The following is a 26029-nucleotide window of genomic DNA, read 5'->3' as shown; positions in this document are numbered from 1 at the left end:
GGCGGGCCTGCCGGAGGGGCCGCAGCAGGAGCATGAGCCATGACCATCCACGGTTTTGCCGCCGCAGCGGCAGCCTTCGAGCGTGCCGACTATATCGAGGCGTTGACCATCCTCAACGGCGCGCTGGCCGATACGCCGAATTCGGACGTGCTCTCCCTGCTCGGCGCCACCCTCGAAAAGCTCGGTCTTCTGGCGGAAGCCGCCGAATCCTTTGAGCAGGCCGCCCGCTCCGGCAGCCCTCAAGCCGCACTTCTCCTCAAGAAAGCCGCCGCCCTGCATTTCGCCGCCGGCAATGACGATGCGGCCCAGTTGATCGGCCTTCGGTTGCGTAAGGCGCTGCCGGACGATATCGATCTTGCCCATATCCTCGCCCAATCCTGCATGCGCAGCGGCGACAGGATGCTTGCCACCCAGATGGCGCCGGTGCTGGTGAACAGCAACCGGCGCGATCACCTTGAAATGGCGGGCCATCTCCTCTCCGACGACGAACGCGATCCGATCCTGCTGACGCTCTTTTCGAAACTCGCCGCTCTCGATCCGGACGACCCCTTCGCCCAGTTCAAGCACCTCTCAGTCGCCCGAAATTTCTGCGACTACGCGGCGATCGAGAGGATCGAACGGGATTTCCTGCCCCGCGCCATTGCTGCCGGTGCCGCTATGCTGTGCGGAGAAACGGGCTATTCCAATCTGCTGCATTGTAGCGATGAACGGCTGAATCGGCTCGCCACCAACAACACGACCACCGCCGGCGCAGACATCATGACGCTCGGCAGCCAGCGACGCATGCGCCCCCACACCTGGACGGAAAAGATCCGTATCGGCTACCTCTCCAACGACCTCTGGGACGATCACGCGACGATGCGGCTCTTCCAGAGCGTATTGAAAGCCCATGATCGCGACCGGTTCGACATCACGCTCTATTGCTACACACCGGAACGTTTCGTCGGTTTCGATGGCGGCAACCGCAAGACCTGGGGCCGGATCGTTCCGATCGGCGCGATAAGCGATGCCGAGGCGGCGGAAGCCATCCGCCGCGACGGGATCGATATCCTTATCGACCTCAAGGGCCATACCGGCGGCTCGCGCGCCGGTATCCTCAACCGGCTGGTGGCGCCGGTACAGGCCGCGTGGCTCGGCTTTCCCGGCAGCACGGTCGATGTCGATTGCGACTATGTGATCGGCGACCCCATCGTCCTGCCCGACAGTTCGAAGCCGCATTACCACGAAAAATTCTGCCGGATGCCAGAGACCTATCAGCCCAACGACCCGGTGCACCGCGCCCTGCCCCCGGCCAAATCCCGCGCCGAACTCGGCCTACCCGAAGACAAGGTGGTGTTGGCGGCCTTCAACACCGCCCGCAAGATCGGCCTCACCGTTGTCGATTGCTGGGCCGAAATCCTCGGCCGCGTACCGCAAACCATGCTCTGGGTCATGATCGACGGAACCCTTGCCCGAGAAAACTTCCTGAAAGCGATGGAAAAACGCGGCGTCACCCCCGACCGCATTATCTTTGCGCCGAAGACGGATTATGCGGACCATATCGCCCGGCTGCAGGCGGCCGATTTCGGGCTCGATACCTTCCCCTATAACGGCCATACGACGACATCGGACAAGCTCTGGGCCGGCCTGCCCGTCGTGACCTTCCGCGGCACGAACTTCGCTTCCCGCGTCTCGGAAAGCCTGTTGACTGCACTCAGCCTGCCGGAATTGGTGGCAGATGACCGGGAGGGGTTTGTCGAACTCGCCGTGAAACTGGCGGGCTCCGCCGAAGAGCTAGAACCGCTCAAACGCAAGATAGCGGAAAACCGATTCCGCGCACCTCTGTTCGATGCCGAGCGCTTCTGCCGGCATCTCGAAGCCGGCTATCAAGCCATGGCAGCACGCGCAAAAAACCGCCTGCCACCCGAACATTTCGATGTGCCCGCCCTGCCGGCGCGCACATCGTCGTTTCGCTAAAATCGATCAGCGTGCCGTCACGATACCGGCGATGACGCCGGTGGCGACGCTGATCAGCAAGAAGTCGTTATCGACCCGCACCCACTGCTGGCCGCGCGGCGGCTGGTGCAGCCGGTAGCGGCGATAGTCATTGACCGAATGGATGCGGCGGCGCTCGGCCGGCGACAGGCGATGGCCGCGCGACCAGCGATCCTTCTTCACCACGACCTTCTTTTCGATGATCTTGGTGTTGCCGTGCTTGTAGACGTTGCGCTCGACATGCCGTTGCTGAGCAACTTCAAACGAGCCCGGCTGTGCGAAAGCCGTGGGCGCCACAAGGAAAGAGCTTGCGACCAGAGCAATGAACAGACGTTTCATCGGGATGTCCTTTCGTGTTTGACACCCCGAAACTAGCGGCCGCATGATGAACGAAAACTGAAAGGTATTATTACATATTCGTAATGATTTCCTATATTTATCAGAATTAACTCATAAATCGATCAAGGATATTCGAGCCTTTACAGGGCCTCATAGGAGAAGCGGTCGAAGTCCGCCACCTTTGCCCGCCCTGAGGTATCGAAGGCAAACATGCCGGCAAAGGCGCCCGTAAACGAACCGTGTTCGCCGCGCCCACCTTCATCGGAAACGACACCCGCATCGAGAACCGGACCGATCGGTCGCCAGACCCGATAGCCATCCGCATGCCAGAAGAATTGCAGGTCGTTGTCACGGATTTCCATGGCGAGATGCACCCGCCCGGCCGGCACGGCCTCACCGCTTCCAACCGGAAAACTCAGCCGTCCATGCGGGAAATCGCCGTTGCAGGACAGGATGGTGACAACCCGGCCAAGCTTCTCATGCAGCGTCACGGCCACCGCATGGAACTTGTGGCGATTGTAATAATGCGTCAGTCCCGCGACCTGCTGGTAGGTATCTGGCTCGAAGTCGACAACGGTTTCCGCCCGGAACGAATGATGCTCCTGCCGGCGCGCGACGAGCGACTGCTCGAACCAGCTGCCGATGCTTTCACGGCCGAAGAGCCGTAGCGAACCGGGATTGACCGTCAGCGAGAACAGCCGCTCCGGAAGCGGCGTGCGCAGCCACTGGAAGTCGATCGGCAGGTCAGGGGTATCGAAATCCGTCACCACCTTCGCCGGCTTTTCAACGACGGCAACTTCGGTAGGCGCCGGCACATCCATGGCCGGCACGACACCGCCCTGCTCCAGATAAAGCCAGCCGTCATCTTTCCAGACGCATTTCTGCAAGGCCGTCTCGCGGCCGAGCGTGCAACGGCGGTGCGGCGCCAGCGGCCGGCCGGTCAGATGGGTGTGGTAGACCTGCCCGTCCGGCGTTTCGACATATTGCCCGTGGCCGGCGCGCTGCAGCGCAGCCTCTGGATGATCCTTCGAGGTAATCAGATGCACCTGCGGATGCATCTCATAAGGCCCTTCGATACTGCGCGAACGCGCCATCGTCACGACATGGTCGTAACCGGTGCCGCCTTCGGCGGTTGTCAGGTAGTACCAACCGTTGCGCTTGAAGAGATGCGGGCCTTCCACCAGCCCCTGCTCGCTGCCGGCGAAGATATTGCGGATCGGCCCGACCAGCGATTTCGAAACCGGGTCCCACTCCTGCAGCAGAATGCCGTCAAAGGCCGGCGATTTCGGCGCACCGCCATAGCTTTCGGTGCGGTGATTCCACTGCATGTTGACGAACCACTTGCGGCCATCACCGTCATGGAACAGTGACGGATCGAAGCCGGAGGAATTCACATAGACCGGCTCGGACCATTCACCATCGATGGTCGGCGAGGTCACGATGTAGTTATGCGCATCCTTGAAGTTGCCGTCGAAGCGCTTGACATCGGTATAGACGAGCCAGAACAGCCCGTCGGCATGGGACAGGCACGGCGCCCAGACGCCGCAACTGTCGGGATTGCCGCGCATATCGAGCTGACTTGCCCGCTCCAGTGGCCGGCGCACCAGCGTCCAGTTCACGAGATCGCGGGAATGATGAATCTGCACGCCCGGATACCACTCGAAGGTCGAGGTCGCGATATAGTAGTCCTCGCCGACCCGGCAGATGGACGGGTCAGGGTTGAAGCCCGGCAGGATGGGGTTGCGGATCGTTGCAGCCATGTTGCGACCTCCTCTTCGCTTGCTCGGCATCCAGCACCAAAGAAAATCGAAGGACAAGCACTCGGGCCGCCCTCTTCGGCGATGTCAAGGCAACTTCACCTGCAACGTTGCAGGAAGACAACAGAGAACCCACGGACGGCATTCGACTTTAGTCTTGCCCGGCAAATCCGGCGTTGCAAAACCCGGCCTTTTCCCTTGAAAGGTCGCTCGAAATCGGCACTCTGAAGCAGGCAGGGCAAGAAAAACGAACAGACCCTGCGGGGAGGCATATATGGCAGCACTTCTCGGCATCAGCCGAACGATCGACGCCGTGACCGAATTCATCGGCAAGGCGGTTTCCTGGCTCATTCTGGTCGCGGTCCTCGTCAGCGCCGGAAACGCTATCATCCGAAAAATATTCAACGTTTCGTCCAATTCGTGGCTCGAAGCGCAATGGTACCTGTTTGGCGCCGCCTTCATGTTCGCGGCCGCCTATACGCTGAGCCAGAACGAGCACATCCGAATCGATATCGTCTACGCCACTTTCTCGCGGCGCGTGCAGCACTGGATCGACCTGCTCGGTCACCTGCTCTTCCTCATGCCCTTCGTGCTGCTGATGGTCTATTACCTCGTTCCCTACGTGCTGCTTTCCTATCGCTCGGGCGAAGTCTCCTCGAGCGCGGGCGGTCTCATCATCTGGCCGGCCAAGGGCATCCTGCTTATCGGCTTCGTGCTGCTGGCGCTGCAGGGCGTTTCCGAGATCATCAAGAAGATCGCCATCATGACCGGCAACATGGACGATCCCGCGCCCTACGTGCCGAGCCATGCGCCGCTCGATGACGTGACAATCCCGGAGGCGCGCCCATGATCGAGTTGATCGCGGAAAATCTCGCGCCGATCATGTTCGCCTCGCTGATCGTGTTCCTGCTTCTGGGATATCCGGTCGCGTTCTCGCTGGCGGCAAACGGCCTTCTCTTCTTTTTCATCGGCGTCGAGCTGGCGCCGATGTCGGATTCGATCAACCTTTCCTGGCCGTTGCTGACGGCCCTGCCCGACCGGTTCTGGGGGGTGATGTCGAACGACACATTGCTCGCCATCCCCTTCTTCACCTTCATGGGGATCGTGCTGGAGAAATCCGGCATGGCGGAAGACCTGCTCGATACGATCGGCCAGCTTTTCGGCCCCATCCGCGGCGGCCTTGCCTATGCGGTGATCTTCGTCGGCGCGCTTCTGGCGGCCACGACGGGGGTGGTCGCGGCCTCGGTCATCGCGATGGGCCTGATCTCGCTGCCGATCATGCTGCGATACGGCTATGACCGGCGCATCGCCTCGGGCGTCATCGCGGCCTCCGGCACGCTGGCGCAGATCATCCCGCCGTCGCTGGTTCTGATCGTTCTGGCCGATCAGCTCGGCCGCTCGGTCGGCGACATGTATGCCGGCGCTCTGATCCCCGGTCTGGTCCTGACCGGCCTCTACATGGCCTACATCCTGATCATGTCCTTCGTGAACCGCAACCTCATGCCGGCGCTGCCGCTGGAAGCGCGCACGCTGGGCTCCGGCGTGACATCGCTGTTCGTAGCACTGGTCGTCGCGGCGGCAATCGCTTATGGCGCCCATGTCTACCTCTCCCCGACCCACGGGGAAAACGCGGATATTCTCGGCGCGACCGTCGGCACGATCGTCATCTATATCGTCGCGCTGCTCGACAAGAGCCTGAACATCAACGCGATGTCGCGGCTGGCGCAACAAGTGATCATCGTGCTGATCCCGCCGCTGGCGCTGATCTTCCTCGTACTCGGCACCATCTTCCTCGGCATCGCCACGCCGACGGAAGGCGGGGCGATGGGCGCGGTCGGCGCGCTGATCATGGCGGCGGCCAAGGGCCGGCTCAGTATGGAGGTCATCAAGGGCGCGCTCACGGCGACCACCCGGCTTTCCGCCTTCGTGCTGTTCATCCTGATCGGCGCCCGCGTGTTCTCGCTGACCTTCTACGGCGTCAACGGCCATGTCTGGGTCGAGCATCTGCTGACGGCGATGCCGGGCGGCGAAGTCGGCTTCCTGATCGCGGTCAACCTGCTCGTCTTTTTCCTGGCCTTCTTCCTCGATTTCTTCGAGCTGGCCTTCATCATCGTGCCGCTTCTGGCGCCGGCGGCGGACAAGCTCGGCATCGACCTCATCTGGTTCGGCGTGCTGCTCGGCATCAACATGCAGACGAGCTTCATGCACCCGCCCTTCGGCTTTGCGCTGTTCTACCTGCGTTCGGTGGCAGCCAAGGTGCCCTATCTCGACCGGATCACCGGCAAGACGATCCAGCCGGTCACGACGGGTCAGATCTATTGGGGCGCGGTGCCATTCGTCGGTATCCAGATCGTGATGGTGGCACTGACGATCATGTTCCCGCAGATGGTCATGCACTACAAGGGAACGGGCACCGGCGTCGATCCGGCGACGATCAAGATCGAGGTTCCTGGCTTTGGCACCGGTCTCGGGCAGGATGGCAATGGCGGCGGCCTCGGGCTTCCGGGCGGCCTTCAGCTTCCCGGCGGAAGCCCCTTGGACAACAACGGCGGCGGCAATGCCCAGCCTCCCGCCAATGGCGGCGCCGAACCGCAGAAGGCCCCAGACCTCTCGGCCCCGCCGTCGTTCAACTGAGGCGACACGAAGATACGAAAAGGCGGCCTCCGGTCCGCCTTTTTTGTGTTCCCACCCCTGGCCCTCAAAAACAAAAAACCCCGGTGCCGAAACACCGGGGCCTGAAACGTCAGTCTGCGGACGGCTTAGAGCTTGCCGCCGCGTTGCTGGATCATCATGAAGGTATCGTAGTTGTATTCGGCGATCTGGGCGTTGAGGTAGTACTCGGCGCGGAAAGCCTTGATCGAGTCCCAGATCTTCTTGAAGGTCGGGTTGGTCGCCTCCATGTCGGCATAGACCTTGTTGGAGGCATCGAAGCAGGCCGACAGGATTTCCGGGCTGAACGGGCTGAGCTTCGCGCCGTTGGCAACCAGGCGCTTGATCGCGGCCGGGTTCAGATAGTCATACTTCTGCAGCATGTTGGCGTCCGTCGCCTGGGCGGCGGTGCGCAGCAGCGATTGGTAGGCCTTCGGCAGACCCTCATAAGCCGCCTTGTTGAACATGACGTGGACGGTCGGACCACCTTCCCACCAGCCGGGATAGTAGTAGTACGGCGCGACCTTGTAGAAGCCGAGCTTCTCGTCGTCGTAGGGACCGACCCACTCGGCCGCGTCGATCGTGCCCTTTTCGAGCGCCGGATAGATGTCGCCGCCGGCGATCTGCTGCGGCACGACGCCGAGGCTTTCCATGACCTTGCCGGCGAAGCCGCCGACGCGCATCTTCAGGCCCTGCATGTCGGCGACAGTCTTGATTTCCTTGCGGAACCAACCACCCATCTGCACACCGGTATTGCCGCCGGGGAACCCGATCAGGCCCTGGGTCGCGAGGAACTCGTTGAACATCTCGATGCCGCCGCCATGATACTGCCAGGCATTGTGACCGCGGGCATTGAGCGCGAAGGGAACGGCGGCGCCGAGCGCCCAGACCGGGTCCTTGCCCCAGTAGTAATACGAAACCGTATGGCAGGCCTCGACCGTGCCGCCAGCCGTGGCGTCAGCTGCCTGCAGGCCCGGAACGATTTCACCGGCTGCAAAGACCTGGATCTGGAAATTGCCGTCGGTCGCATCCGACACATGCTTCGCCAGCACTTCCGCGCCCCCGTAGATCGTGTCGAGCGATTTCGGGAACGACGACGTCAGGCGCCAGGTCACCTTGGGATTGGTCTGCGCGATGGCGGGGGCTGCGAGCGTGGCGCCTGCCGCGGCGCCCAGGCTGCCAAGGCCGGCGCGCTTGATGAATGAACGACGATCCATGTCTTCTCCTCTTGTTGTTTTATCGCGGACGATCTCGCCATTCGAGATCGCTCCTCCCCGCAGGTCCCGGATCGGGAAACGAACGCCCGGACGCCGGTATTCCAGTTGAAAACGTAGATGCGACACCGCGATGCGTTGCGCCGCCGGAGCTTTCAATCGCCAGATTACACGCCGGCCCCCAGCTGTCCAGTCATCGAAAAACCGGCTCTATTCGACTTTTGTCTAAGACCGGAATTCAATGTTTGCAGCGGCTTACGAAATCCCCCGAGGTAGAAAGCCTCGGGGAACGGTCTTGCGTTTCGATAAGGCTGCCAATCAATCCCGCTCGGCCGAGCTGGCCCACAGGTTGATATCGGCTTCCTTGGCGTAGACATCGATCTCGGCCAGTTCCGCATCGGTGAACGTCTCGTTTTCCAGCGCCTTGACGCAGTCGACGATCTGCGACGATCGGCTGGCGCCGATCAGGGCGGACGTGATGCGGCCGCCGCGCAGCGTCCAGGCGATTGCCATTTGCGCCAGCGTCTGGCCGCGCTTTTGCGCGATCTCGTTCAGCTTGACGATGTTCTCGATGATCGAGGGGCGGATGAAATCCTTCTTGAGGAAGTGATTCTGCGCCGCGCGGCTGTCGTCCGGAATGCCGTTCAGATACTTCGTCGTCAGCATGCCCTGGGCGAGTGGCGAGAAGACGATCGAGCCGACACCGAGGTCGTCGAGCGTGTCGCGAAGACCGTCGTCCTCGATCCAGCGGTTGAGCATGGAATAGCTCGGCTGATGGATGAGAAGCGGCGTGCCGAGCGATTTCAGGATCGCGGCCGCCTCACGGGTACGATGCGAGTTATAGGAGGAGATGCCGACATAAAGCGCCCGGCCCGAGCGGACGATATGGTCGAGCGCGGCGCAGGTTTCTTCCAGCGGCGTATCCGGGTCGAAGCGGTGCGAATAGAAGATATCGACGTAGTCGAGACCCATGCGCTTCAGGCTCTGGTCGCAGGAAGCGATCATGTATTTGCGGCTGCCCCACTCGCCGTAAGGACCCGGCCACATATCATAGCCCGCCTTGGAAGAGATGATCAGCTCGTCGCGCAGGCCGGCGAACTCGGTGCGCAGGATTTCGCCAAAGGCGGTTTCGGCCGAGCCCGGAGGCGGGCCGTAATTGTTGGCAAGATCGAAATGGGTGATGCCGAGATCGAAGGCGGTGCGGCACATATCGAGCTTGCGCTCATGCGGCGTGTCGTGGCCGAAATTGTGCCAGAGGCCGAGCGAGACGGCCGGAAGCTTCAGGCCCGACGTGCCGACGCGATTGTATTTCATCTTCTCATAGCGGTTTTCCGCCGGTTGCCAGCTCATGGTCCCATTCCTTCAAACGAAAGTCCCGAAGCGATGGCTCCGGGATAAAGTACGACAAATCTGTATTTTTATTGGAATGGATGCGCAAGGCCGCCGCCCTGCGCATCCAGACATATCACGCCGACAGCACCGACGGCGTGATACAGCCGCATCAGCGCAGCAGCGCCCTGGCCTCCTCGATGCCAAGAGCCGCCGGCTGGGTGCAGGTTGTCGTCAGTTCGACGAACTGACCGGTTTTGCCCGATTGCAGGATCGACACCATCACATCGACGCCGTGCAGCGCGCGCTCCAGCGAGCAGCGGGCGTCGCGGCCTTCGAGCAGCGCAACGGCCATGTCGGCAAGGCCGGCGGTGCGATAATTCGCCATCGGGCCTTGCTGGTGTTCCTGGTTCGGGATGCCGAAGGGATGATCCCACGTTTCGAGCGGCTGGATGTCCTTGTCGCGGCCGCTGGCCGAAACCGTCCCGCCGAAGAAGTTCGGATCGGGCACGAAGAGCGAGCCTTCGGTGCCGTAAAGCTCCATGTTGGCATGGCGGTGCGACCAGACATCCCAGCTTGCCGACAGCGTGATCGTCGCACCGTTCTGGAATTCGAGCAGCGCGTGGATGTTTGTCGGGGTCTTGACCGGGATGACCTCGCCCTTGCGCGGTTCGCTGGTGATGGTGCGGGTCTGGTTTGCCATCGAGGTCAGGGCGGCCACGCGCTTCACCGGGCCGATAAGATTGATCAGGTTGGCGATGTAATAGGGGCCGAGATCGAGGATCGGGCCGCCGCCGGGCAGGAAGAAGAAATCCGGGTTCGGATGCCACATCTCCATGCCGGGGCTCATGACATGGCAGGTGCCTGATGTCACGCGGCCGATCTTGCCCTGATCGATGTAATCACGGGCCAACTGATGCGCGCCGCCGAGGAAGGTATCCGGTGCGCAGCCGACCTTCAGGTTGTTGGCGGTGGCAAGACCGCGCAGCTGCTCGCCCTGCTCCAGCGACAGCACCAGCGGCTTTTCCGAGTAGACATGCTTGCCGGCCTCGAGGATCGCCTTGGAAACCGGGAAATGCGCCTCGGGGATGGTGAGGTTGACGACGATATCGACCTCGGGATTGGCCAGCAGCTGCTCGATGGTCTGGGCGGTGACGCCGTATTCCGAGGCGCGAACCTCGGCGGCTGCCGGATTGATATCCGCGCAGGCGACGACCTTGATGCCCTTGAACAGCGGCGAAAGCTTGAAATAGGTGGTTGAGATATTGCCGCATCCGATGATGCCGACGCCAAGTTCTCGTGTCATGGACGTGTCTTTCTCTCAGTAGGTCTTGATCGAAGCGATCGAACGCTCGGCCGTCGCCTTGTAATCCTTGGGGTTGTCGTGCTCGACGACGTAGTATTTCGCCGGCGTCTTCGACAGCGCGGCAAACAGCTTCTTCCACGGCACCGTGCCGTGGCCGACATCGGCCCAGCCATCCTGATCCGTATTTTCGCCGGCAGCGGCGATGTCCTTCACATGGACGGCGGTGATGCGATTGCCGTATTTATCGATCCAGGCGAAGGGATCGGCGCCACCACGGATCACCCAGGCGATATCGGCTTCCCACGAGAGATCGGGGCCGCCGGCAAAGATGTGATCCTGCGGCACCGAGCCATCCGGCAGCGCGAAGAACTCGAAATCATGGTTGTGCCAGCCGTAGTCGAGGCCCGCCTTGCGGATCGGTTCGCCGGCCTTCTGCAGGCGCTGGCCGAAGGCACGCCAGCCGGCGGCATCTGTCGGGCGCTGGTCGGGCATCAGATAGGGGCAATAGATGGAGCGGATGCCGAGCGCCTTGGCGATGGCGATCGCACGATCGGGGTCGCTTTCCAGGAGATCGAGCCCGAAATGAGCCGATGGCATGGTGACCCCGGCCGCATCCATATCTGCCTTCAGGGCGGCAAGCGCCGCATCGTCGAGGCTCGCATAAAGCGCGCCATAGCCTTCGACCTGGGTATAGCCGAGCGAACCGACCGTCTTCAGCACATCACCCAGCGGCGGGAAATTGCGAGCGCTGTAAAGCTGGAAGCTGACGTCATTCATGGGTATTCCTCCTCATGTCTTATGGGAACCAGGGACTTAACCGTTGCCCTGGCAGGATTTGAGATCGTAACCGGTGAACACCGGAGCGCCGGCGAGCGGTTGGCGGGGGGTGAAGCGGATCGTGCGGCTTTCGCCGGCCGTCAGGTCGAAGGCATTGTCGGAGTAGCGGCCCTCGATGTCGGCCTCGATCATCACATGCAGCGCAAGGCCGGTGGCCGAGGCGGTGATTTGGAAGCTGCCGTCGCCGAGCGGGCGGGAAGCCAGCGAAAGGCCGGAGGGTTCCAATTCCAGTGCCTTGTAGGTGCCGGTCACATGATGCCCCTCGCCACGCATGCCGTTCGATGCCTCGAAGGACCAGAACAGCAGGTGATCGGCGGCGATATCGCTTGCCGGGATCGAGACAAGCGTGCCGGCCCGATCCGGACTGCAGGTGCCTGCGGCGGCCGTCAGCGGCGTCTTCTTTCCATCCAGAGAAACAAGGAACGTCTGCAACTCGACAGTCACCGGCTCGGCGGTGTCGTTGACCATGGAGAAGGCGATGTCCTTGCCATCCGCCGACGGGATCGCGGCAACGGCAACCGGCTGGAAGAAGCGGCGGGCCATATAGTGCATGGCCTTCCAATTGCCGCCGTAATCGAGGCTTGCCCAGGAGGCGACCGGCCAGGTGTCGTTGAGCTGCCAATAGAGCGTGCCCATGCAGTGGGGCTTCAGCGAGCGCCAGTAATCGACTGCGGTGCGGATCGCCAAGCCCTGCTGAATCTGGCTCAGATAGACGAAATTCGAAAAGTCCTTCGGGAAGCGGAAATAGCGGAACATGGTGCCGGCGATACGCTCGTTGCCGCCAGCATTCTTCTGGTGCGATTCCATCACCGGCGACGCGATATTGAGGTCTTTCGCTTCCGCGAACTGCCGCACGATCGACATCGAGGTATAGGACTGGAAACCGAACTCCGAGCAGAAGCGCGGGCGCACGGTGCGGTAATTGTCGAAACTCTTGTTCTCGTGCCAGACGGACCAATAGTGCATGTCGCCGGCGCCATCGGCATGCCAGGCGTCGCCGAAATTCAGGACGCCGACTGAGGGGCTGGACGGCCACCACAGAAGATGCGGCGCCGCCTTCTTCATCGCGGTTTCGATGGTGCGGTTCAGGCGGTCGTAGGAAACGAGATAGCGGTCGCGATCCTTGCGGCTCTCCTCGAACCAGGTGAGCGCACCGACAAGCTCGTTGTCGCCGCACCAGAGTGCGATCGAGGGATGCGAGGCGAGCCGCTTCACCTGATAATCGACTTCCTTAGCCACGTTTTCGAGGAAATCCGGCGTCGAGGGATAGAGGTTGCAGGCGAACATGAAGTCCTGCCAGACGAGCAGGCCGAGATGATCGCAGAGATCGTAGAACCAGTCCGGCTCATAGAAGCCGCCGCCCCAGATGCGGATCATGTTCATATTGGCATCGACCGCCGATTGCAGCAGGTCTTCGACGCCCTCGCGACTGACGCGCGACATCAGCGCATCGGCCGGAATCCAGTTTGCCCCACGGCAGAAGATTTCACGGCCATTGATGCGGAAGGCGAAGCGGCTGCCGGCCTCGTCCTTGTCGGTGATGAGTTCGATGGTACGGAAGCCGATCTGCTTGACGACGCTTTCGCCGGGTATGGAGACCGTGAGCTGGCTCAGCACCTGTTCGCCGCTGCCCGCCGGCCACCAGAGACGGGGCTTTTCGACGGAAAAGACATGGGTAATGACCGTCTCGCCCTCGTTGACGGCGCAATCGAGGTGATCCTTCTGCTCGTCCAGTGAAAGAGCGAGAGAGACGATACCGGGTTCGGCGGCGTGCAGCGTGACGGTGACCTGCAGATCGACCGCGCCATCCGCCTGCGGCACCTGCTCGGTCACCACATGCTCAATGCGGGCGGCAGCCATTTTCCTGAGCGCGATGCTGCCGTAGATGCCGAGCGGCGCGACGGCGATGTTCCAGTCCCAGCCGAAATGGCATTGCGGCTTGCGCAGCATATTGCCGTTGGGGATCGGGGAATTGCCGGTCGAATAGGGAATGTAGAAGGGCTGATTGTCCTGCCGTTCCGCACCGGCGGCGATCGACGAGCGAAGGATGACGCGCAGATGGTTTTCGCCGGCTTTCAGGACAGACGAGACATCGGGGCGATAGCGGCGGAAGCAATTGTCGGATTGCAGCACCAGAGCGTCGTTCACATAGACCTCGGCCACGGTATCGAGGCTTTCGATATCGAGATACCAGCTGCCGGCAAGATCGCTTGCATCGAGTGTGAAGCCGCGCTCCAGTACCCAATCCTTATGGGCGACCCACTGCACGTCATTCTCGTTGCGGCCGGCATAGGGATCGGCGATGACGCCGGCCGTCTGCAGGGCGCTGTGGACATCGCCGGGAATGGCGGCGGTCAACGCATGGGATTTGTCCGTGCTGGCGAGTTGCCAGGTCCCGGAAAGGTCGAGGGCGACGGTGGGTGCGGTCATGGGCAGGATTCCGAATTCTCTGGGTATGCAGTGAGCCCCCTGCAAAGAGGGAGATTAAAAGGTGCGGCTTGCTCGCCAACGAGGAGTGGTGCGGCAACTTCAGAGCCGCGGAGACGCCCCCTCACCCGGCGCTATGCGCCACCTTCCCCCCGCAGGGGAGAAGGGAGAACCAGCCGATGGAGACGAGCGAGGCCACAGCATTCTCAAATCCGGTTTTCCGTCACTGCGTCGAACACCGACGCCATCGACATATCGAAGCTGAGCTTCACCGGCTTGCCCGGCGCGTAGCGGCGATTGCCGGCGATGCGGACCGACATGGTCTGTCCCGCAAGCTTCAACCAGAGCAGGTTGTCGGCGCCCATAGGCTCCTCGATATCGACAACCGCATCGTGGAACTCGCCGCCGGCAAGGGCTTCATCGACCTTCACATGCTCTGGACGAACGCCGAGCACGACCTTGCGCCCCGTCTCCAGCGGCGAACGGGCCGGATAGGCGTCGAGACCGAAATCCACGCCGTTCACGCGAACGAACTTGTGGTCATCGCGATCAACGATTTCGCCGGAAAAGAAGTTCATCGACGGCGAGCCGATGAAGCCGGCAACGAAGCGGTTTTCCGGGAAATTGTAGATGGTCATGGGATCGGCGAGCTGCTGGATCACCCCGCTTTTCATCACGGCGATACGATCCGCCAGCGTCAGCGCTTCGATCTGGTCATGGGTGACGTAGATCATCGTATTCTTCAGCGACTGGTGCAGCCGCTTGATTTCCACGCGTAGTTCCGAGCGCAGCTTGGCATCGAGGTTCGATAGGGGTTCGTCGAACAGGAAGACATCGACATCCCGCACCAGCGCCCGACCGATCGCCACGCGCTGGCGCTGGCCGCCGGAAAGCTCCGAGGGCTTGCGCTTGAGCAACGGCTGAATCTGCAGGATTTCGGCGGCACGCGCCACGCGCTTGTCGATCTCCGCCTGCGGCAGCTTGGCGACCTTGAGGCCGAAGGAGAGGTTCTTCTCCACAGTCATCTGCGGATAGAGCGCATAGGACTGGAACACCATGCCGATGCCGCGGTCCTTGGGCTCTTCCCAGGTGACGTTCTTGCCCTTGATGAAGATCTGGCCGTCGGAGATGTCGAGCAGGCCGGCGATGCAGTTGAGCAAGGTCGACTTGCCGCAGCCGGAAGAGCCGAGCAGCACGAGGAACTCGCCGTCGCGGATTTCCAGGTCGAGATGTTCGAGCACGCTGACGGCGCCGAAATTCAAAGACAGGTCCTTGATGGATACACTTGAATTCATTGGGGATCAGCCTTTCACAGCACCGGCGGCGATGCCGCGGACGAAGAGACGTCCGGAGACGAAGTAGACGATAAGCGGAACGGCACCCGTCAGGATCGTTGCCGCCATGTTGACGTTGTATTCCTTCACGCCCTGAACGGAGTTGACGATGTTGTTGAGCTGCACGGTCATCGGGTAATATTCCGGCCGGGTGAAGACGACGCCGAAAAGGAAGTCGTTCCAGATGCCGGTGACCTGCAGGATCATCGCCACGACGAAAATGGGTAGCGCCATCGGCAGCATGATCTGGAAATAGATCGCCCAGAACCCCGCCCCGTCGATGCGCGCCGCCTTGAACAACTCCTCCGGCAGCGAAGCGAAGTAGTTGCGGAAGAGCAGCGTCAGGATCGGCATGCCGAAGATGGTGTGCACGATGATCAGGCCCGTCAGCGTGCCGTAAATGCCCATTTCCCGGAGCACGATGACGATCGGATAGATCATCACCTGATAGGGAATGAAGGCGCCGACGACGAGGATCGAGAAGAACAGTTCCGATCCCTTGAAACGCCAGTTGGCAAGCGCATAGCCATTCACCGAGGCGATGGCGATCGAGACGACCACCGAAGGAATGGTGATGCGCACGGAATTCCAGAAGCCGCGCGAAAGACCATCGCAGTTGAGACCCGTGCAGGCCGTCGCCCACGCTTTGACCCAAGGCTCGAAGGTGATTTCCATCGGCGGCGAGAAGATGTTGCCAAGGCGGATTTCCGGCATGCCCTTCAGCGAGGTCACGACCATCACGTAGAGGGGCAGCAGATAATAGGCGGCAGCGACGAACAGGGTGCCGTAGATCATGATGTTGCGCGGCGAGAACAGCGGACGGGGCCTTTTCCCGCGCGGGCCTGCCATGGCGACCGGCTTATTGATGGCGATATCAGACACGCTTGCGCCCTCCCCCGAATTCCAGATAGGCCCAAGGCACGATGATGATGGCGACCGTGACCAGCATCATGGTCGAGGCGGCGAAGCCCTGTCCCAGGTTCTGCGCCTGGAACATATAGTCATAGACGTATTTTGCCGGCACTTCGGAGGCGATGCCGGGACCGCCCGATGTTTGGGCGACCACGAGGTCGTAGACCTTGACGATGCCTGACGCGATGATGACGAGCGTGGTGATGAACACCGGCCGCATCATCGGAATGATGATCAGCAGGTAGGTTTTCCAGGTCGGGATGCCATCGACGCGCGAGGCCTTCCAGATATCCTCGTCGATGCCGCGAAGCCCCGCCAGCATCAGGCACATCACAAGGCCGGTGCCCTGCCACAGGGCCGCGATCAGGATACCGTAGATGACGATGCTCGGCGTATAGAGCGGATCGAAGACAAAACTCGTCCAGCCCAGCGACCGCACGACGGACTGAACGCCGAATTCCGGGTTCAAAATCCACTGCCAGACAAGGCCGGTCACGATGAAGGAGAGCGCGAAGGGATAGAGAAAGATGGTTCGAAAGGTGTTTTCGAAACGGATCTTCTGGTCCATCAGCGCCGCCAGCACGAAGCCGATGACAAGGCTGAAGATCAGTGAGAAGAAGCCGTAGATAGCGAGGTTTTCAATCGAGATGACCCAGCGTGGCGCCGCCCACAGGCGTTCATACTGGTCGAAACCGACGAATTTCAGCCGCGGCAGCAGCTTGGAATTTGTAAAAGAATAAAGAACCGTCCAGAGCGTCCCGCCAAAGAAGATCACGACCGCGGTCAGGATCATCGGGATCGAGGCAATCTTGGCATTCAGATTGCGCAGAAGCTGATTTGGCCGGCCGGCTTTCGCTTGACCCGTCATGTAATTTTCCTCCGGTATCGCAAGCGCTTGCACGATCGGGAACCAACGCCGCCACACGGCACCGTTCCCAAGGTGAACCCGATCCGCCCGTGCGCCCGCCGCGACGCCACGTTTCCCCTGCGGATGGGCAAATGCCGCCGCCCTCTCCAGACGCAACCCGTTCAATGGTCACGCGAGCCCCGGAGAACACCGGCCCCGCCGAAGCGGAGCCGGATTGCGGCAGCAAAGTCCCGCGATCAGTCGGCAGATGCGATGATGTCGACGAAGCGCTTCTGCGCGTCTTCCGGCGTCATCGAGGCGTTTGCAAAGAATTCGGAGAACAGGTCTTCCTTCTGCTTCTGGCTGTCGGCCGAAAGCAGCTGGTCCGTACCCTCGATCACATTGCCCTTGGCAAGGATGTCGAGACCCTTCTTCATGCAGTCGTTGGCAGCCGTCAGATCGACGTCGCCACGAACCGGCAGCGAGCCCTTCTTGAGATTGAAGGCAACCTGCGTGGCCGGTGCCAGGAGCGTCGAGGCCAGCACTTCCTGCGCCTTGGACTTTTCTTCGTCCTTCAGCAGCGGGAAGTAGAAGGCATCACCACCGGTCGAGATGATCTCGTTGACGCCGAGGCCCGGAAGGCAGGTATAATCCTTGCCGGCGGTCTGGCCGGCGAGCGCGAATTCGCCCTGCGCCCAGTCACCCATGATCTGGCCGCCGGCCTTGCCGGTGATCACCATGTTGGTGGCCTGGTTCCAGTCTTGGACGTTGGTACCCTTGGACATGCGGCGGGCATCGTCGGCTGCCTTGAAGACCTTCGCGATCTCAGGACCGGCGGCAACATCCTCGTCCTTGTCCTTGAACACCTTGTAGAAGGTATCCTTGCCGGCGATCGCCACCATCAGAACGTCGAACGCGCCGGCTGCCTGCCACGGCTGGCCGCCAACGGCGAGCGGAACGATACCGGCCTTTTCCAACGCCGGAGACGCCGCGACGAACTCGTCCCAGTTCTTCGGAACCGCAACGCCTGCCTTTTCGAAGGCGGCGTTGGAAAGCCATAGCCACTGCCAGGAGTGAATGTTCACGGGCGCGCAGTAAATCTTGCCATCGATCGTGCAGCTGTCGAGCAGGCTGGACGGCTTGATGATGTCCTTCCAGTGCTCCTTGGTCGCGACATCGGTAAGATCGCGCATCAGCCCGGCCTGTACCAGCTCCTCAGCCTGGCGACCATGGTTGAACTGGGTGGCGCCCATCGGGTCGCCGCCGGTGATGCGGCTGATCATGATCGGACGCGCGGTACCGCCGGAACCGGCGATGGCGCCATCGACCCAATGATTGCCGGTCGCATCGAATGCCTTGGCAAGCTCGGCCACGGCCGCAGCCTCGCCGCCCGAGGTCCACCAATGGGTGACTTCCAGGTCCGTCGCGTTAGCCACGCCGAACGGAAGCACCACAGTTGCCGCCAGGGCAGCAGCCAACAAACGCAATTTCATGAGATCTCCTCCCTCACTGTAACGTTGCCGGAAAAACTTAAGCCAAGTGTTTTTCAGACGCAACAGCGAAAGCGGAATTCGGGCAATGTATTTTTCAACACATCCGAAAATTGCAGATACCTTCCACTTCCCAACAAGCCGCCCATGCTGAACCACAACCGAAAAGGCGGAAAAACATGGTAAATTTCAACAAAAATTTTCGAAATCGCGAAGAAACCAGGTAACGTGAATGCTGCCCTGCAAAAACATCCATCATGCGATGCAACATTCAACTTCGCGTTTAAGATGAAGACACTCCCATAAAAAAGCACTCGACTTTGTTACTGTATCGTTACAGATTTTGCTGAAAAGAACGAGGAAACGGGCCGACGGTGCCCAGCAGGCATAATTCGTATATAAGCATCCAGAAAGGCTTCCGGTCGGTTCCGGTAACGCCGGATATCGGAAGGCAACGACGGCGCATGGACGAGAAAAACAAACAGAAACATATGCCGGCGACCGCCTCCGCCAGCGACCGCCCGACGCTGAAAACCATCGCCTACATGACTGGACTGGGCATCACCACGGTCTCGCGCGCACTGAAGGATGCACCCGATATCGGCGCGGACACGAAGGAACGCGTGCGCCTCGTCGCCCGCCAGCTCGGCTACCAGCCCAACCGCGCCGGCGTGCGACTGCGCACCGGCAAGACCAACGTGATCGCGCTGGTTCTATCGATCGACGAAGAGATCATGGGCTTTTCCAGCCAGATGGTTTTCGGCATCTCGGAAGTGCTGACGGGCACGCCCTATCATATCGTCGTCACGCCGCATTCCCACAGCAAGGACCCGATGCTGCCGGTGCGCTATATCCTCGATACCGGCTCTGCCGATGGCGTGATCATCTCGCGCATCGAGCCGGACGATCCCCGCGTGCGGCTGCTCGCAGAGCGCAATATGCCGTTCTGCACCCATGGCAGAACCGATAGCGGCCTCGTGCACCCCTATCACGATTTCGATAACGAGGCCTTTTCTCACGAAGCCGTGAAGAAGCTCGTCGAGCGCGGGCGCCGGCGCATCGCCCTGCTGCAGCCGCCGAGCAAGCTGACCTACTATACCCACACCCGCATCGGCTTTCAGACCGGCCTCCACGATTTCGGCGCAGAGGAAGTGCCGCTGCGCGTCAACATCGATGCGCCGCTCGAGGAGATCAAGAACGCTGTCGAGACCCTGATGCGCTCGCCGAATGCACCGGACGGCATCGTCTGCTCGGCAGGAAGCGCGGCGATCGCCGTCAATGCCGGCATCGAGGGTGCAGGCAAGCGTGTCGGTCGGGATGTCGATATGGTCTCGAAACAGTCGGCGCCGATCCTCAACTGGATCAGGCCGGAGATCATCACGGCTTACGAGGACGTGCGCCAAGCCGGCCGCGAGATGGCAAAGGCGGTCATCGCCCGCATCGACGGCGTCGAGCCGGAACTCCTGCAAAGCATCAGCAAGCCGGTCTGGCCGTAACGGCGATTTGCCAACCCCACCCCGCTGTTATAGAGGACGGACATCTGCCGGATTATCCCGGCGTGCCCTCATCGCAGCCGGAAGTGAACCATGGCCGACCAGAATGACGACTACATCTACGACGAAGCCACCGGCGAATGGCGCCCGGCTTCCGAAATCGCTGCAGAGGCCGCCAAGGCATCCGAAGTCCGCGATGCCGCCGGCAATCTGCTCGCCGATGGCGACAGCGTTGTGCTGATCAAGGACCTCAAGGTGAAGGGTGCCGGCCAGACCCTGAAACAGGGCACGGTCATCCGCACGATACGGCTCACCGACAACCCGGAAGAGATCGACTGCCGGCATGACGCCATCAAGGGACTGGTGCTGCGGACCGAGTTCGTTCGCAAGCGCTGACGAGAACAAGATCGACACAGAAAAACCGCCCGCAGCCGTCGCTGCGAGCGGTTTTCTTTTTAAAGCACAAAGGACTTAGAAGGTCGCTGCACCGCTGCCCCACGGGCCATGGTGAGCATCCTTTCCATCGGTGCGGTCGAAGCCATGGGCGCCGAAGAAATCGCGTTGCGCCTGGATGACGTTGGCCGTGCCGCGGCCGCGGCGATAGCTGTCGAAATAACCGAGTGCGGAGGCGAGCGCCGGAACCGGAAGGCCGGCCAGCACCGCGGCCGAGACGACGCGGCGCAGCGCACCATCGGTTTCCTTGACCATGGCGGCGAAGGCCGGCGTGACGATCAGGTTGGCGACATCAGGGTCCTTGGTGAAGGCCGTGGTGATCTCGTCGAGGAACTGCGAGCGAATGATGCAGCCGGCGCGCCAGATCTTGGCGATGACAGGCATCGGCAGGTTCCAGCCGAATTCCTTCGAGGCGGCCGACATCACGGCAAAACCCTGCGCATAGGCGCCGATCTTGGCGGCCAGCAGCGCGCTTTCGAGATCCTTGATAAAGGCCGCCTTGTCGGCAACCTTCAACTCGCCGCCCGGCAGCCCAAGCACCTTCTCGGCCGCTTCGCGCTCGTCCTTCATGGAGGAGATCGAGCGGGCGGCAACGGCGGCCTCGATGCCGGTTGCCGGCACGCCCATGTTCTGGGCTTCGATGACCGACCATTTGCCGGTACCCTTCTGGCCGGCCTTGTCGAGGATGAGATCGACCATCGGCTGGCCGGTGATCGGATCGGCGGCCTTCAGCACCTTCTCGGTGATCTCGATCAGGTAGGAATTCAGACGCCCCTTGTTCCAGGCGCCGAAGACGTCGCTGATCTCCGTTGCGCTCATCTTCAGGCCGTCGCGCAGGATGCCGTAGATTTCGGCGATCATCTGCATGTCGGCATATTCGATGCCGTTGTGGATGGTCTTGACGAAGTGGCCTGCGCCGTTTTCGCCGAGCCAGGCAACGCACGGATCGCCGTTGTATTTGGCGGCAATCGAAGTCAGCACCTTTTCGACGCGCTTCCACGAATCTTCCGTGCCGCCGACCATGATCGAGGGACCATGGCGGGCACCCTCTTCACCGCCGGAAACGCCCATGCCGATGAAGGTCAGCCCACTGTCCTTGAGATTATCGAAGCGGCGCATCGTATCGCGGAAATTGGCGTTGCCGGCATCGATCATGATGTCGTTCTTTTCGAGATAGGGCTTCAACAGCTCCATCTGCTGATCGACCGGATCGCCCGCCTTGATCATGATGATGATCGGGCGCGGCGGGCGAATGGCGGCCACGAATTCCTCGATGGTCTCGCAGGGAATGATATGGCCCTGTAGTTCGCCGGCCTCGGCGTAGAATTTGCGCGTCACCTCGACCGTGCGGTTGAAGACTGCGATCCTGTTGCCTTTTTCAGCGATGTTGAGCGCCAGGTTCGATCCCATGACGCCAAGCCCGATAAGGCCGATTTCCGCCTGTGCCACTATGTGCCTCCGTAAGACTGGGAGCCTGCCTGTCCGAACGGACATCGCGGAAAGCTCCGCTTTTTTGAAACGCGCGCACGATCAGCGCGGGGCACGGAAAATCCCGGCCCGTCGCGCGTCTGCTCACGAAGTTTTGGCATTCAAATCGATTAACGACAAGCGATTGTTGCCTTTGCCGAGACTTTTCCGGCGGCAGTCGAACCGGTTTCCGGCGATGGTTCGAGCCTGTCTGCCGGCCCGGAAATTATGGAACGGATTCAAGTCGGTTGATCGCGCCCTCCCGCGCCCTACCATAGACGACCACGCGACTCGCAGCCCTTGAAAGGGGAACTTCACATGTCGGTGATGACGGCCCGGATCATTCATACCAGCATCGCAAGGCCGTGGACGGAGGTCTATGACTTTGCTTCGAAACCGCAGGAGATGCCGCGCTGGGCCTCGGGCTTAAGCGAAGGGCTTCGCCCCGATGGCGAAGACTGGGTGACATCCGGCCCGCTGGGCGAAGCGCGCGTGCGCTTCTGTCCGCCGAACACCCTCGGCGTCATTGACCATCTTGTGACGCTTCCGGATGGAACGGCGGTTCACAATGCCTTGCGCGTGGTGCCGAACGGCGATGGCGCGGAGGTGATGTTCACCCTGCTGCGCCAGCCCGGTATGAGCAACACCGATTTCGAACGCGACGCCGCCTGGGTCCAAAAGGACCTGAAGCAGTTGAAAGACATCATGGAGAAAAGACAAAATGGGACAGAAGGGTAAGGACCGCCAGATCGACAACATCGAATTTGTGGTCGCCGACATCGCCCGCTCAAAGGCGTTCTATGGCGAAGCCTTCGGCTGGTCGTTCACCGACTACGGGCCGGAATATTGCGAGTTCACCGACGGCCGGCTAACCGGCGGCCTGACGATCATGGGCGAGGTGCGCCCAGGCGGCCCGCTGGTGATCCTTTACGCCGACGACCTAGCCGAAACGCAGAAGCGGCTGGAAGCAGCCGGGGCGAAAATCGTGGTCGAGACCTTCGCCTTCCCCGGCGGCCGGCGTTTTCATTTCCGAGACCCGGATGGGTACGAACTTGCCGTCTGGTCGGATCAGTAAGGAACAGGCGAAATGATCACATTTCCTCTTCTCCCCAGCGGGGAGAGGTGCCGAGCACATGCGAGACGATGAGGGGGTGGTGCGGCATGTTCCAGACTCGCGGAGATAATCCCCCTCATCCGGCCCTTCGGGCCACCTTCTCCCCGCCGGGGAGAAGGGAAGCTACACGATTCAGGCCGCGATCGACCGGCGCCTGTCGGCGATTTCCTGGAGAATCAGAATGGCGCCGATGATCTTGCCGGTGCTGGAGCGGCACGGCGTCATGCGGCAGCGCACGACGACGGTGCGGCCTCCCTCGTCCTTGGCAAAGGTGTAATCCACCAGTTCACCCGAAAAACACTTGTCGAGATTGGGCTTCACCCGCGTTTCGAACCGCTGGAGACCGACGAACTCGACGACATGCCGGCCGACGAGATCCATCGGACGCTCATCGAGACGGGCGGCATTGATCGGGTTGGTATAGAGATAGCGATAGTCGCGGGTGATCACGGCGATGCGATCCGGCATGCAGTCGAGGATCGCCTCGTTGAGGAAGCCCTCATCCATGCGTGCCTTGCGAATTGAGGGAATGCTAAGCGAAGAGGCTTGCGCCGAGGAATAGCCGGCTTCACCAAAATAGCGATCGGCAAGCTGGGCGAGCGCGGCGCGCTGGCGCAAAACGCTGGAAACGTCATCCGCCTCCTTTTGCAGGAGATCGAGCACGAACTGAAACTGCATGCGCGCTTCTGCGACGCTTGTGGCTACTTCTTCGTAAATCGCCGTCAGGACCGGATCGATTTCCTGTCCCAGAATTTCCATCAGCAGATCATCGCCGGCGCGCGCGGCTTGCTGCAGTTGCGTATACTTGAACCAGAAAAGTTCGATAAGTGACTTCAATTGTCCACCCCATACTGTCCCGGCTTTTCGAATCGACCCGGACAACACCCCAATACGAATTATTCTTGCCCCGAGCCACTTCGGGGCAAATGCATTTATCTATTTAATAGAAACAGTTTACACGCGCGGGGCACAGGTTCAACACCTCCCCGACCAAGCTGAAACGTTATAGCAGAATTATTTCAGCCAGTTCTGGCCGATACGACGGGGGAAGGAAGGTCGGCCGTCGGGCAAAGAGCCTATGGGCAGCGCGAGTGCACCACCCTGCGAATCAATCCTTCAGGCTGCGCTTGATGTTCCAGCGGTCGTGATACCAGAGCCACTGGCCGGGATATTCGCGCACCCACTGCTCCACCTTGTCGTTGAGCAGTTGCGCCGTCGCGACCATATCCATCGATCCATCCGGCTTGCGCGGCATGGTGACGGCCGGCTCCAACTCCAGCCGATAGCGATTGCCGGGAAGACGGATGCAGCGCGCCGGATAGACGTCGCAGTTGAACTGGCGGGCGAGCTTCGGAAGCAACGGGTTGGTCTTGACGTTTCGGCCGAAGAATTGGGTTGCGAGACCCTTCTTGAACTTCTGATCGACCAGCACACCGACCGCCTTGCCGCGATCCAGCTGGCGGGCAAGGGTGAAGGACGAGCCGGCATGGGACGGCACGAGATTGCCCATGCGCTTGCGGCGGAACTCGAAGACCTTGTCGGCGACGTATGGATTGTTCGGCGGACGAAAGAGAACCGTCACGTCGAGCCCGAAGGCCGAGCCCGCCACCGGGAGCATCTCGAAATTGCCGGTATGGCCGGTGAAGACGATGAACGGACGCGGATTGTCGCGCAGTTCGAGGAACAGCGGGATACCCGAAACCTCTACGCGGCCGGGCTCCACCTTTTCGGGATCGAAGTCGAACAGTTCGTCGAGGAAGACGTATTCCGCCAGCAAACGGCCCATGCCGCCCCAGCTCTCCATGGCGATGTCGAGGATTTCCGCTTCGCTCTTCTCCGGAAAAGCGTTGCGCAGATTGGTTAGCATCAGCTTGTGACGCGAGGTCTTCGGGCCGATGAACCGGGCGAACCGGTCGATGAAATTCATCGCCGGATCGACGGGGAAGAGCTTGAGAAGCTGCAGCGGCACGAAGGCCAGCTGCGCCAGCAGCCACTGCCGCGCATTACGGGCGGCAAGCACCAGCCGGGTGATCAGCATCTTCACCGGATCAATCCACCCGCAGGATGATCTTGCCGAAGACTTGACGCGATTCCATGCGCTCCAGCGCCCGGTCGATATCGGAGAAACCGACTTCCGTATCGATGACCGGATGCACGAGGCCGCGCGCCATCTTCTGCATGGCATCCGCCATGTTTTCCATGCGGCAACCGAACGAGCCGAGCAGCTTCAGCTGCTGCTGGAACAGCATCATCAGGTTCATGTCGGTGGAAACACCCGAGGTCGAACCGCAGGTGACCAGACGCCCGCCCCGCTTCATGCAAAGCATGGACCCCGCCCAGGTATCCTTGCCGACGTGTTCGAAGACCACATCGACGCCCTTCTTCTTCGTTAGCTTGCGTACCACGCCTTCGAAGCGGTCGGTGCGATAGTTGATGACATGATCGGCGCCGAGCGTCTTGGCGCGCTCGATCTTGTCGTCGGAACCAACCGTGGTGATGACGGTGCAGCCGATCTTCTTGGCAAGCTGGATCGCCGCCGTGCCGATGCCGGAACCGCCGGCATGAACGAGAATGGTTTCGCCCGGCTCAAGCTTGGCGTTGTCGAACAGCATGTGCTCGACGGTGCCGAAAGTGACCGGGGCAAGCGCCGCACCAACCGCATCGACGCCCGGAGGAGCCGGAACCAGCAGGCGGGCCGGCAGGTTGACTTTCTCCTGCGCGAAACCGTCGAGATGGAAGCCATGCACGCCGCCGACATGTTCGCAAAGGTTGTCGCGGCCTTCGCGGCAGGGGCGGCAAAGACCGCAGGTCCGTGCGCCATAGATCGAGACGAGCTGGCCCGGAAGGACATTGGCGACGCCAGGGCCGATCTGATCGACCACGCCCGAAGCTTCCGCACCGATGACCAGCGGCATCTTGCGCTTGGCAAAGGCCATGCCGCGCCAGCCCCAGACGTCGATATGGTTGAGGGCGACGGCCTTGACGCGCAGCGTCACCTCGCCCGGACCGGGTGCTTCCGGCTCAGGCAGGTCGGTGATTTCAAGCTTGCGGTCATCGAGCAGTTGCAGGGCGCGCATGGGATTTCCT

General features: G+C 61.2%; 22 protein-coding genes. 7 read left to right on the top strand and 15 right to left on the bottom strand.

Annotated features, from left to right (window positions below; genetic code table 11):
• Positions 1 to 39: 39 nt before the first annotated feature.
• Positions 40 to 1956, top strand: coding sequence for a hypothetical protein (locus ASC86_RS20575; protein WP_056325602.1), 1917 nt, complete (start codon positions 40 to 42; stop codon positions 1954 to 1956).
• A gap of 6 nt (positions 1957 to 1962) precedes the next feature.
• Here ASC86_RS20575 and ASC86_RS20570 read toward each other — a convergent pair whose 3' ends face one another.
• Entirely contained in the window at positions 1963 to 2313 is a 351-nt protein-coding gene (locus ASC86_RS20570; protein ID WP_056325600.1) for an RcnB family protein, read from the bottom strand.
• 140 nt (positions 2314 to 2453) lie between these two features.
• Positions 2454 to 4073, bottom strand: coding sequence for a glycoside hydrolase family 43 protein (locus tag ASC86_RS20565; RefSeq protein WP_056325597.1), 1620 nt, complete (start codon positions 4071 to 4073; stop codon positions 2454 to 2456).
• 271 nt (positions 4074 to 4344) lie between these two features.
• Between ASC86_RS20565 and ASC86_RS20560 the strand changes: the two genes are divergently transcribed.
• Together ASC86_RS20560 and ASC86_RS20555 are read left to right on the top strand one after the other, a co-directional pair.
• Positions 4345 to 4920, top strand: a complete 576-nt coding sequence (locus tag ASC86_RS20560; protein WP_056325595.1) for a TRAP transporter small permease subunit — start codon at positions 4345 to 4347, stop codon at positions 4918 to 4920.
• Positions 4917 to 6704 (top strand): TRAP transporter large permease subunit, encoded by a 1788-nt coding sequence (locus ASC86_RS20555; RefSeq protein WP_056325592.1) that lies wholly within the window; start codon positions 4917 to 4919, stop codon positions 6702 to 6704. Before ASC86_RS20560 ends, ASC86_RS20555 begins: the two co-directional genes overlap by 4 nt.
• 125 nt (positions 6705 to 6829) lie before the next feature.
• On the opposite strand, the gene ASC86_RS20550 is transcribed toward ASC86_RS20555, so the two are convergent.
• The 9 genes from ASC86_RS20550 to ASC86_RS20510 form a co-directional block, all read right to left on the bottom strand.
• Positions 6830 to 7936 (bottom strand): TRAP transporter substrate-binding protein, encoded by a 1107-nt coding sequence (locus ASC86_RS20550; RefSeq protein ID WP_056325590.1) that lies wholly within the window; start codon positions 7934 to 7936, stop codon positions 6830 to 6832.
• A gap of 315 nt (positions 7937 to 8251) precedes the next feature.
• Positions 8252 to 9283 (bottom strand): L-glyceraldehyde 3-phosphate reductase, encoded by a 1032-nt coding sequence (mgrA, locus tag ASC86_RS20545; protein ID WP_056325587.1) that lies wholly within the window; start codon positions 9281 to 9283, stop codon positions 8252 to 8254.
• 151 nt (positions 9284 to 9434) lie between these two features.
• Positions 9435 to 10568 (bottom strand): Gfo/Idh/MocA family oxidoreductase, encoded by a 1134-nt coding sequence (locus ASC86_RS20540; protein WP_056325585.1) that lies wholly within the window; start codon positions 10566 to 10568, stop codon positions 9435 to 9437.
• Positions 10569 to 10583: 15 nt separating this feature from the next.
• Positions 10584 to 11345: a sugar phosphate isomerase/epimerase gene (locus ASC86_RS20535; RefSeq protein ID WP_056325582.1), complete on the bottom strand. Its 762-nt coding sequence runs from the start codon at positions 11343 to 11345 to the stop codon at positions 10584 to 10586.
• Positions 11346 to 11381: 36 nt separating this feature from the next.
• Positions 11382 to 13835 (bottom strand): glycoside hydrolase family 2 protein, encoded by a 2454-nt coding sequence (locus ASC86_RS20530; protein ID WP_056325579.1) that lies wholly within the window; start codon positions 13833 to 13835, stop codon positions 11382 to 11384.
• A gap of 203 nt (positions 13836 to 14038) precedes the next feature.
• Positions 14039 to 15127 carry an ABC transporter ATP-binding protein gene (locus tag ASC86_RS20525; protein WP_056325577.1) on the bottom strand — a complete coding sequence of 363 codons (1089 nt, stop codon included), beginning with the start codon at positions 15125 to 15127 and terminating at the stop codon, positions 14039 to 14041.
• A gap of 6 nt (positions 15128 to 15133) precedes the next feature.
• The gene (locus tag ASC86_RS20520; protein WP_056325955.1) at positions 15134 to 16015 is read right to left on the bottom strand and encodes a carbohydrate ABC transporter permease; all 882 of its coding nucleotides are present in this window, start codon (positions 16013 to 16015) and stop codon (positions 15134 to 15136) included.
• A gap of 25 nt (positions 16016 to 16040) precedes the next feature.
• Positions 16041 to 16946 carry a sugar ABC transporter permease gene (locus ASC86_RS20515; protein WP_056325574.1) on the bottom strand — a complete coding sequence of 302 codons (906 nt, stop codon included), beginning with the start codon at positions 16944 to 16946 and terminating at the stop codon, positions 16041 to 16043.
• Between the two features lie 236 nt (positions 16947 to 17182).
• Positions 17183 to 18418, bottom strand: a complete 1236-nt coding sequence (locus ASC86_RS20510; protein WP_056325571.1) for an ABC transporter substrate-binding protein — start codon at positions 18416 to 18418, stop codon at positions 17183 to 17185.
• A gap of 461 nt (positions 18419 to 18879) precedes the next feature.
• On the opposite strand from ASC86_RS20510, the gene ASC86_RS20505 reads away from it, so the two are divergent.
• Both ASC86_RS20505 and ASC86_RS20500 read left to right on the top strand, forming a co-directional pair.
• Positions 18880 to 19911: a LacI family transcriptional regulator gene (locus ASC86_RS20505; protein WP_056325569.1), complete on the top strand. Its 1032-nt coding sequence runs from the start codon at positions 18880 to 18882 to the stop codon at positions 19909 to 19911.
• A 90-nt stretch (positions 19912 to 20001) separates the two neighbouring features.
• Positions 20002 to 20304, top strand: a complete 303-nt coding sequence (locus ASC86_RS20500) for an alkylphosphonate utilization protein (RefSeq protein WP_056325567.1) — start codon at positions 20002 to 20004, stop codon at positions 20302 to 20304.
• A 75-nt stretch (positions 20305 to 20379) separates the two neighbouring features.
• Here ASC86_RS20500 and gndA read toward each other — a convergent pair whose 3' ends face one another.
• Positions 20380 to 21810 carry an NADP-dependent phosphogluconate dehydrogenase gene (gene gndA, locus ASC86_RS20495; RefSeq protein ID WP_056325564.1) on the bottom strand — a complete coding sequence of 477 codons (1431 nt, stop codon included), beginning with the start codon at positions 21808 to 21810 and terminating at the stop codon, positions 20380 to 20382.
• Positions 21811 to 22146: 336 nt separating this feature from the next.
• On the opposite strand from gndA, the gene ASC86_RS20490 reads away from it, so the two are divergent.
• Positions 22147 to 22566 (top strand): polyketide cyclase, encoded by a 420-nt coding sequence (locus tag ASC86_RS20490; protein WP_056325562.1) that lies wholly within the window; start codon positions 22147 to 22149, stop codon positions 22564 to 22566.
• The gene (locus ASC86_RS20485) at positions 22550 to 22903 is read left to right on the top strand and encodes a VOC family protein (protein WP_056325559.1); all 354 of its coding nucleotides are present in this window, start codon (positions 22550 to 22552) and stop codon (positions 22901 to 22903) included. The genes ASC86_RS20490 and ASC86_RS20485 overlap by 17 nt, the downstream gene beginning before the upstream one ends.
• Positions 22904 to 23074: 171 nt before the next feature.
• Here the strand turns inward: ASC86_RS20485 and ASC86_RS20480 are convergent, their stop codons facing one another.
• From ASC86_RS20480 to ASC86_RS20470, 3 genes are all read right to left on the bottom strand, one after another.
• Positions 23075 to 23779: a PAS domain-containing protein gene (locus ASC86_RS20480; RefSeq protein ID WP_056325556.1), complete on the bottom strand. Its 705-nt coding sequence runs from the start codon at positions 23777 to 23779 to the stop codon at positions 23075 to 23077.
• Positions 23780 to 24050: 271 nt separating this feature from the next.
• On the bottom strand, positions 24051 to 24980 hold the full coding sequence (locus ASC86_RS20475; protein WP_056325952.1) for a lipid A biosynthesis lauroyl acyltransferase: 930 nt from the start codon (positions 24978 to 24980) through the stop codon (positions 24051 to 24053).
• A gap of 10 nt (positions 24981 to 24990) precedes the next feature.
• Positions 24991 to 26019 (bottom strand): zinc-binding dehydrogenase, encoded by a 1029-nt coding sequence (locus ASC86_RS20470; RefSeq protein ID WP_056325554.1) that lies wholly within the window; start codon positions 26017 to 26019, stop codon positions 24991 to 24993.
• Positions 26020 to 26029: the final 10 nt, after the last annotated feature.

This window comes from Rhizobium sp. Root1212 (genome assembly GCF_001424985.1).
Lineage (GTDB): Bacteria > Pseudomonadota > Alphaproteobacteria > Rhizobiales > Rhizobiaceae > Pararhizobium.
Note: the sequence above shows the minus strand (reverse complement) of the source record. Positions and strands in the feature narration are given on the sequence as shown.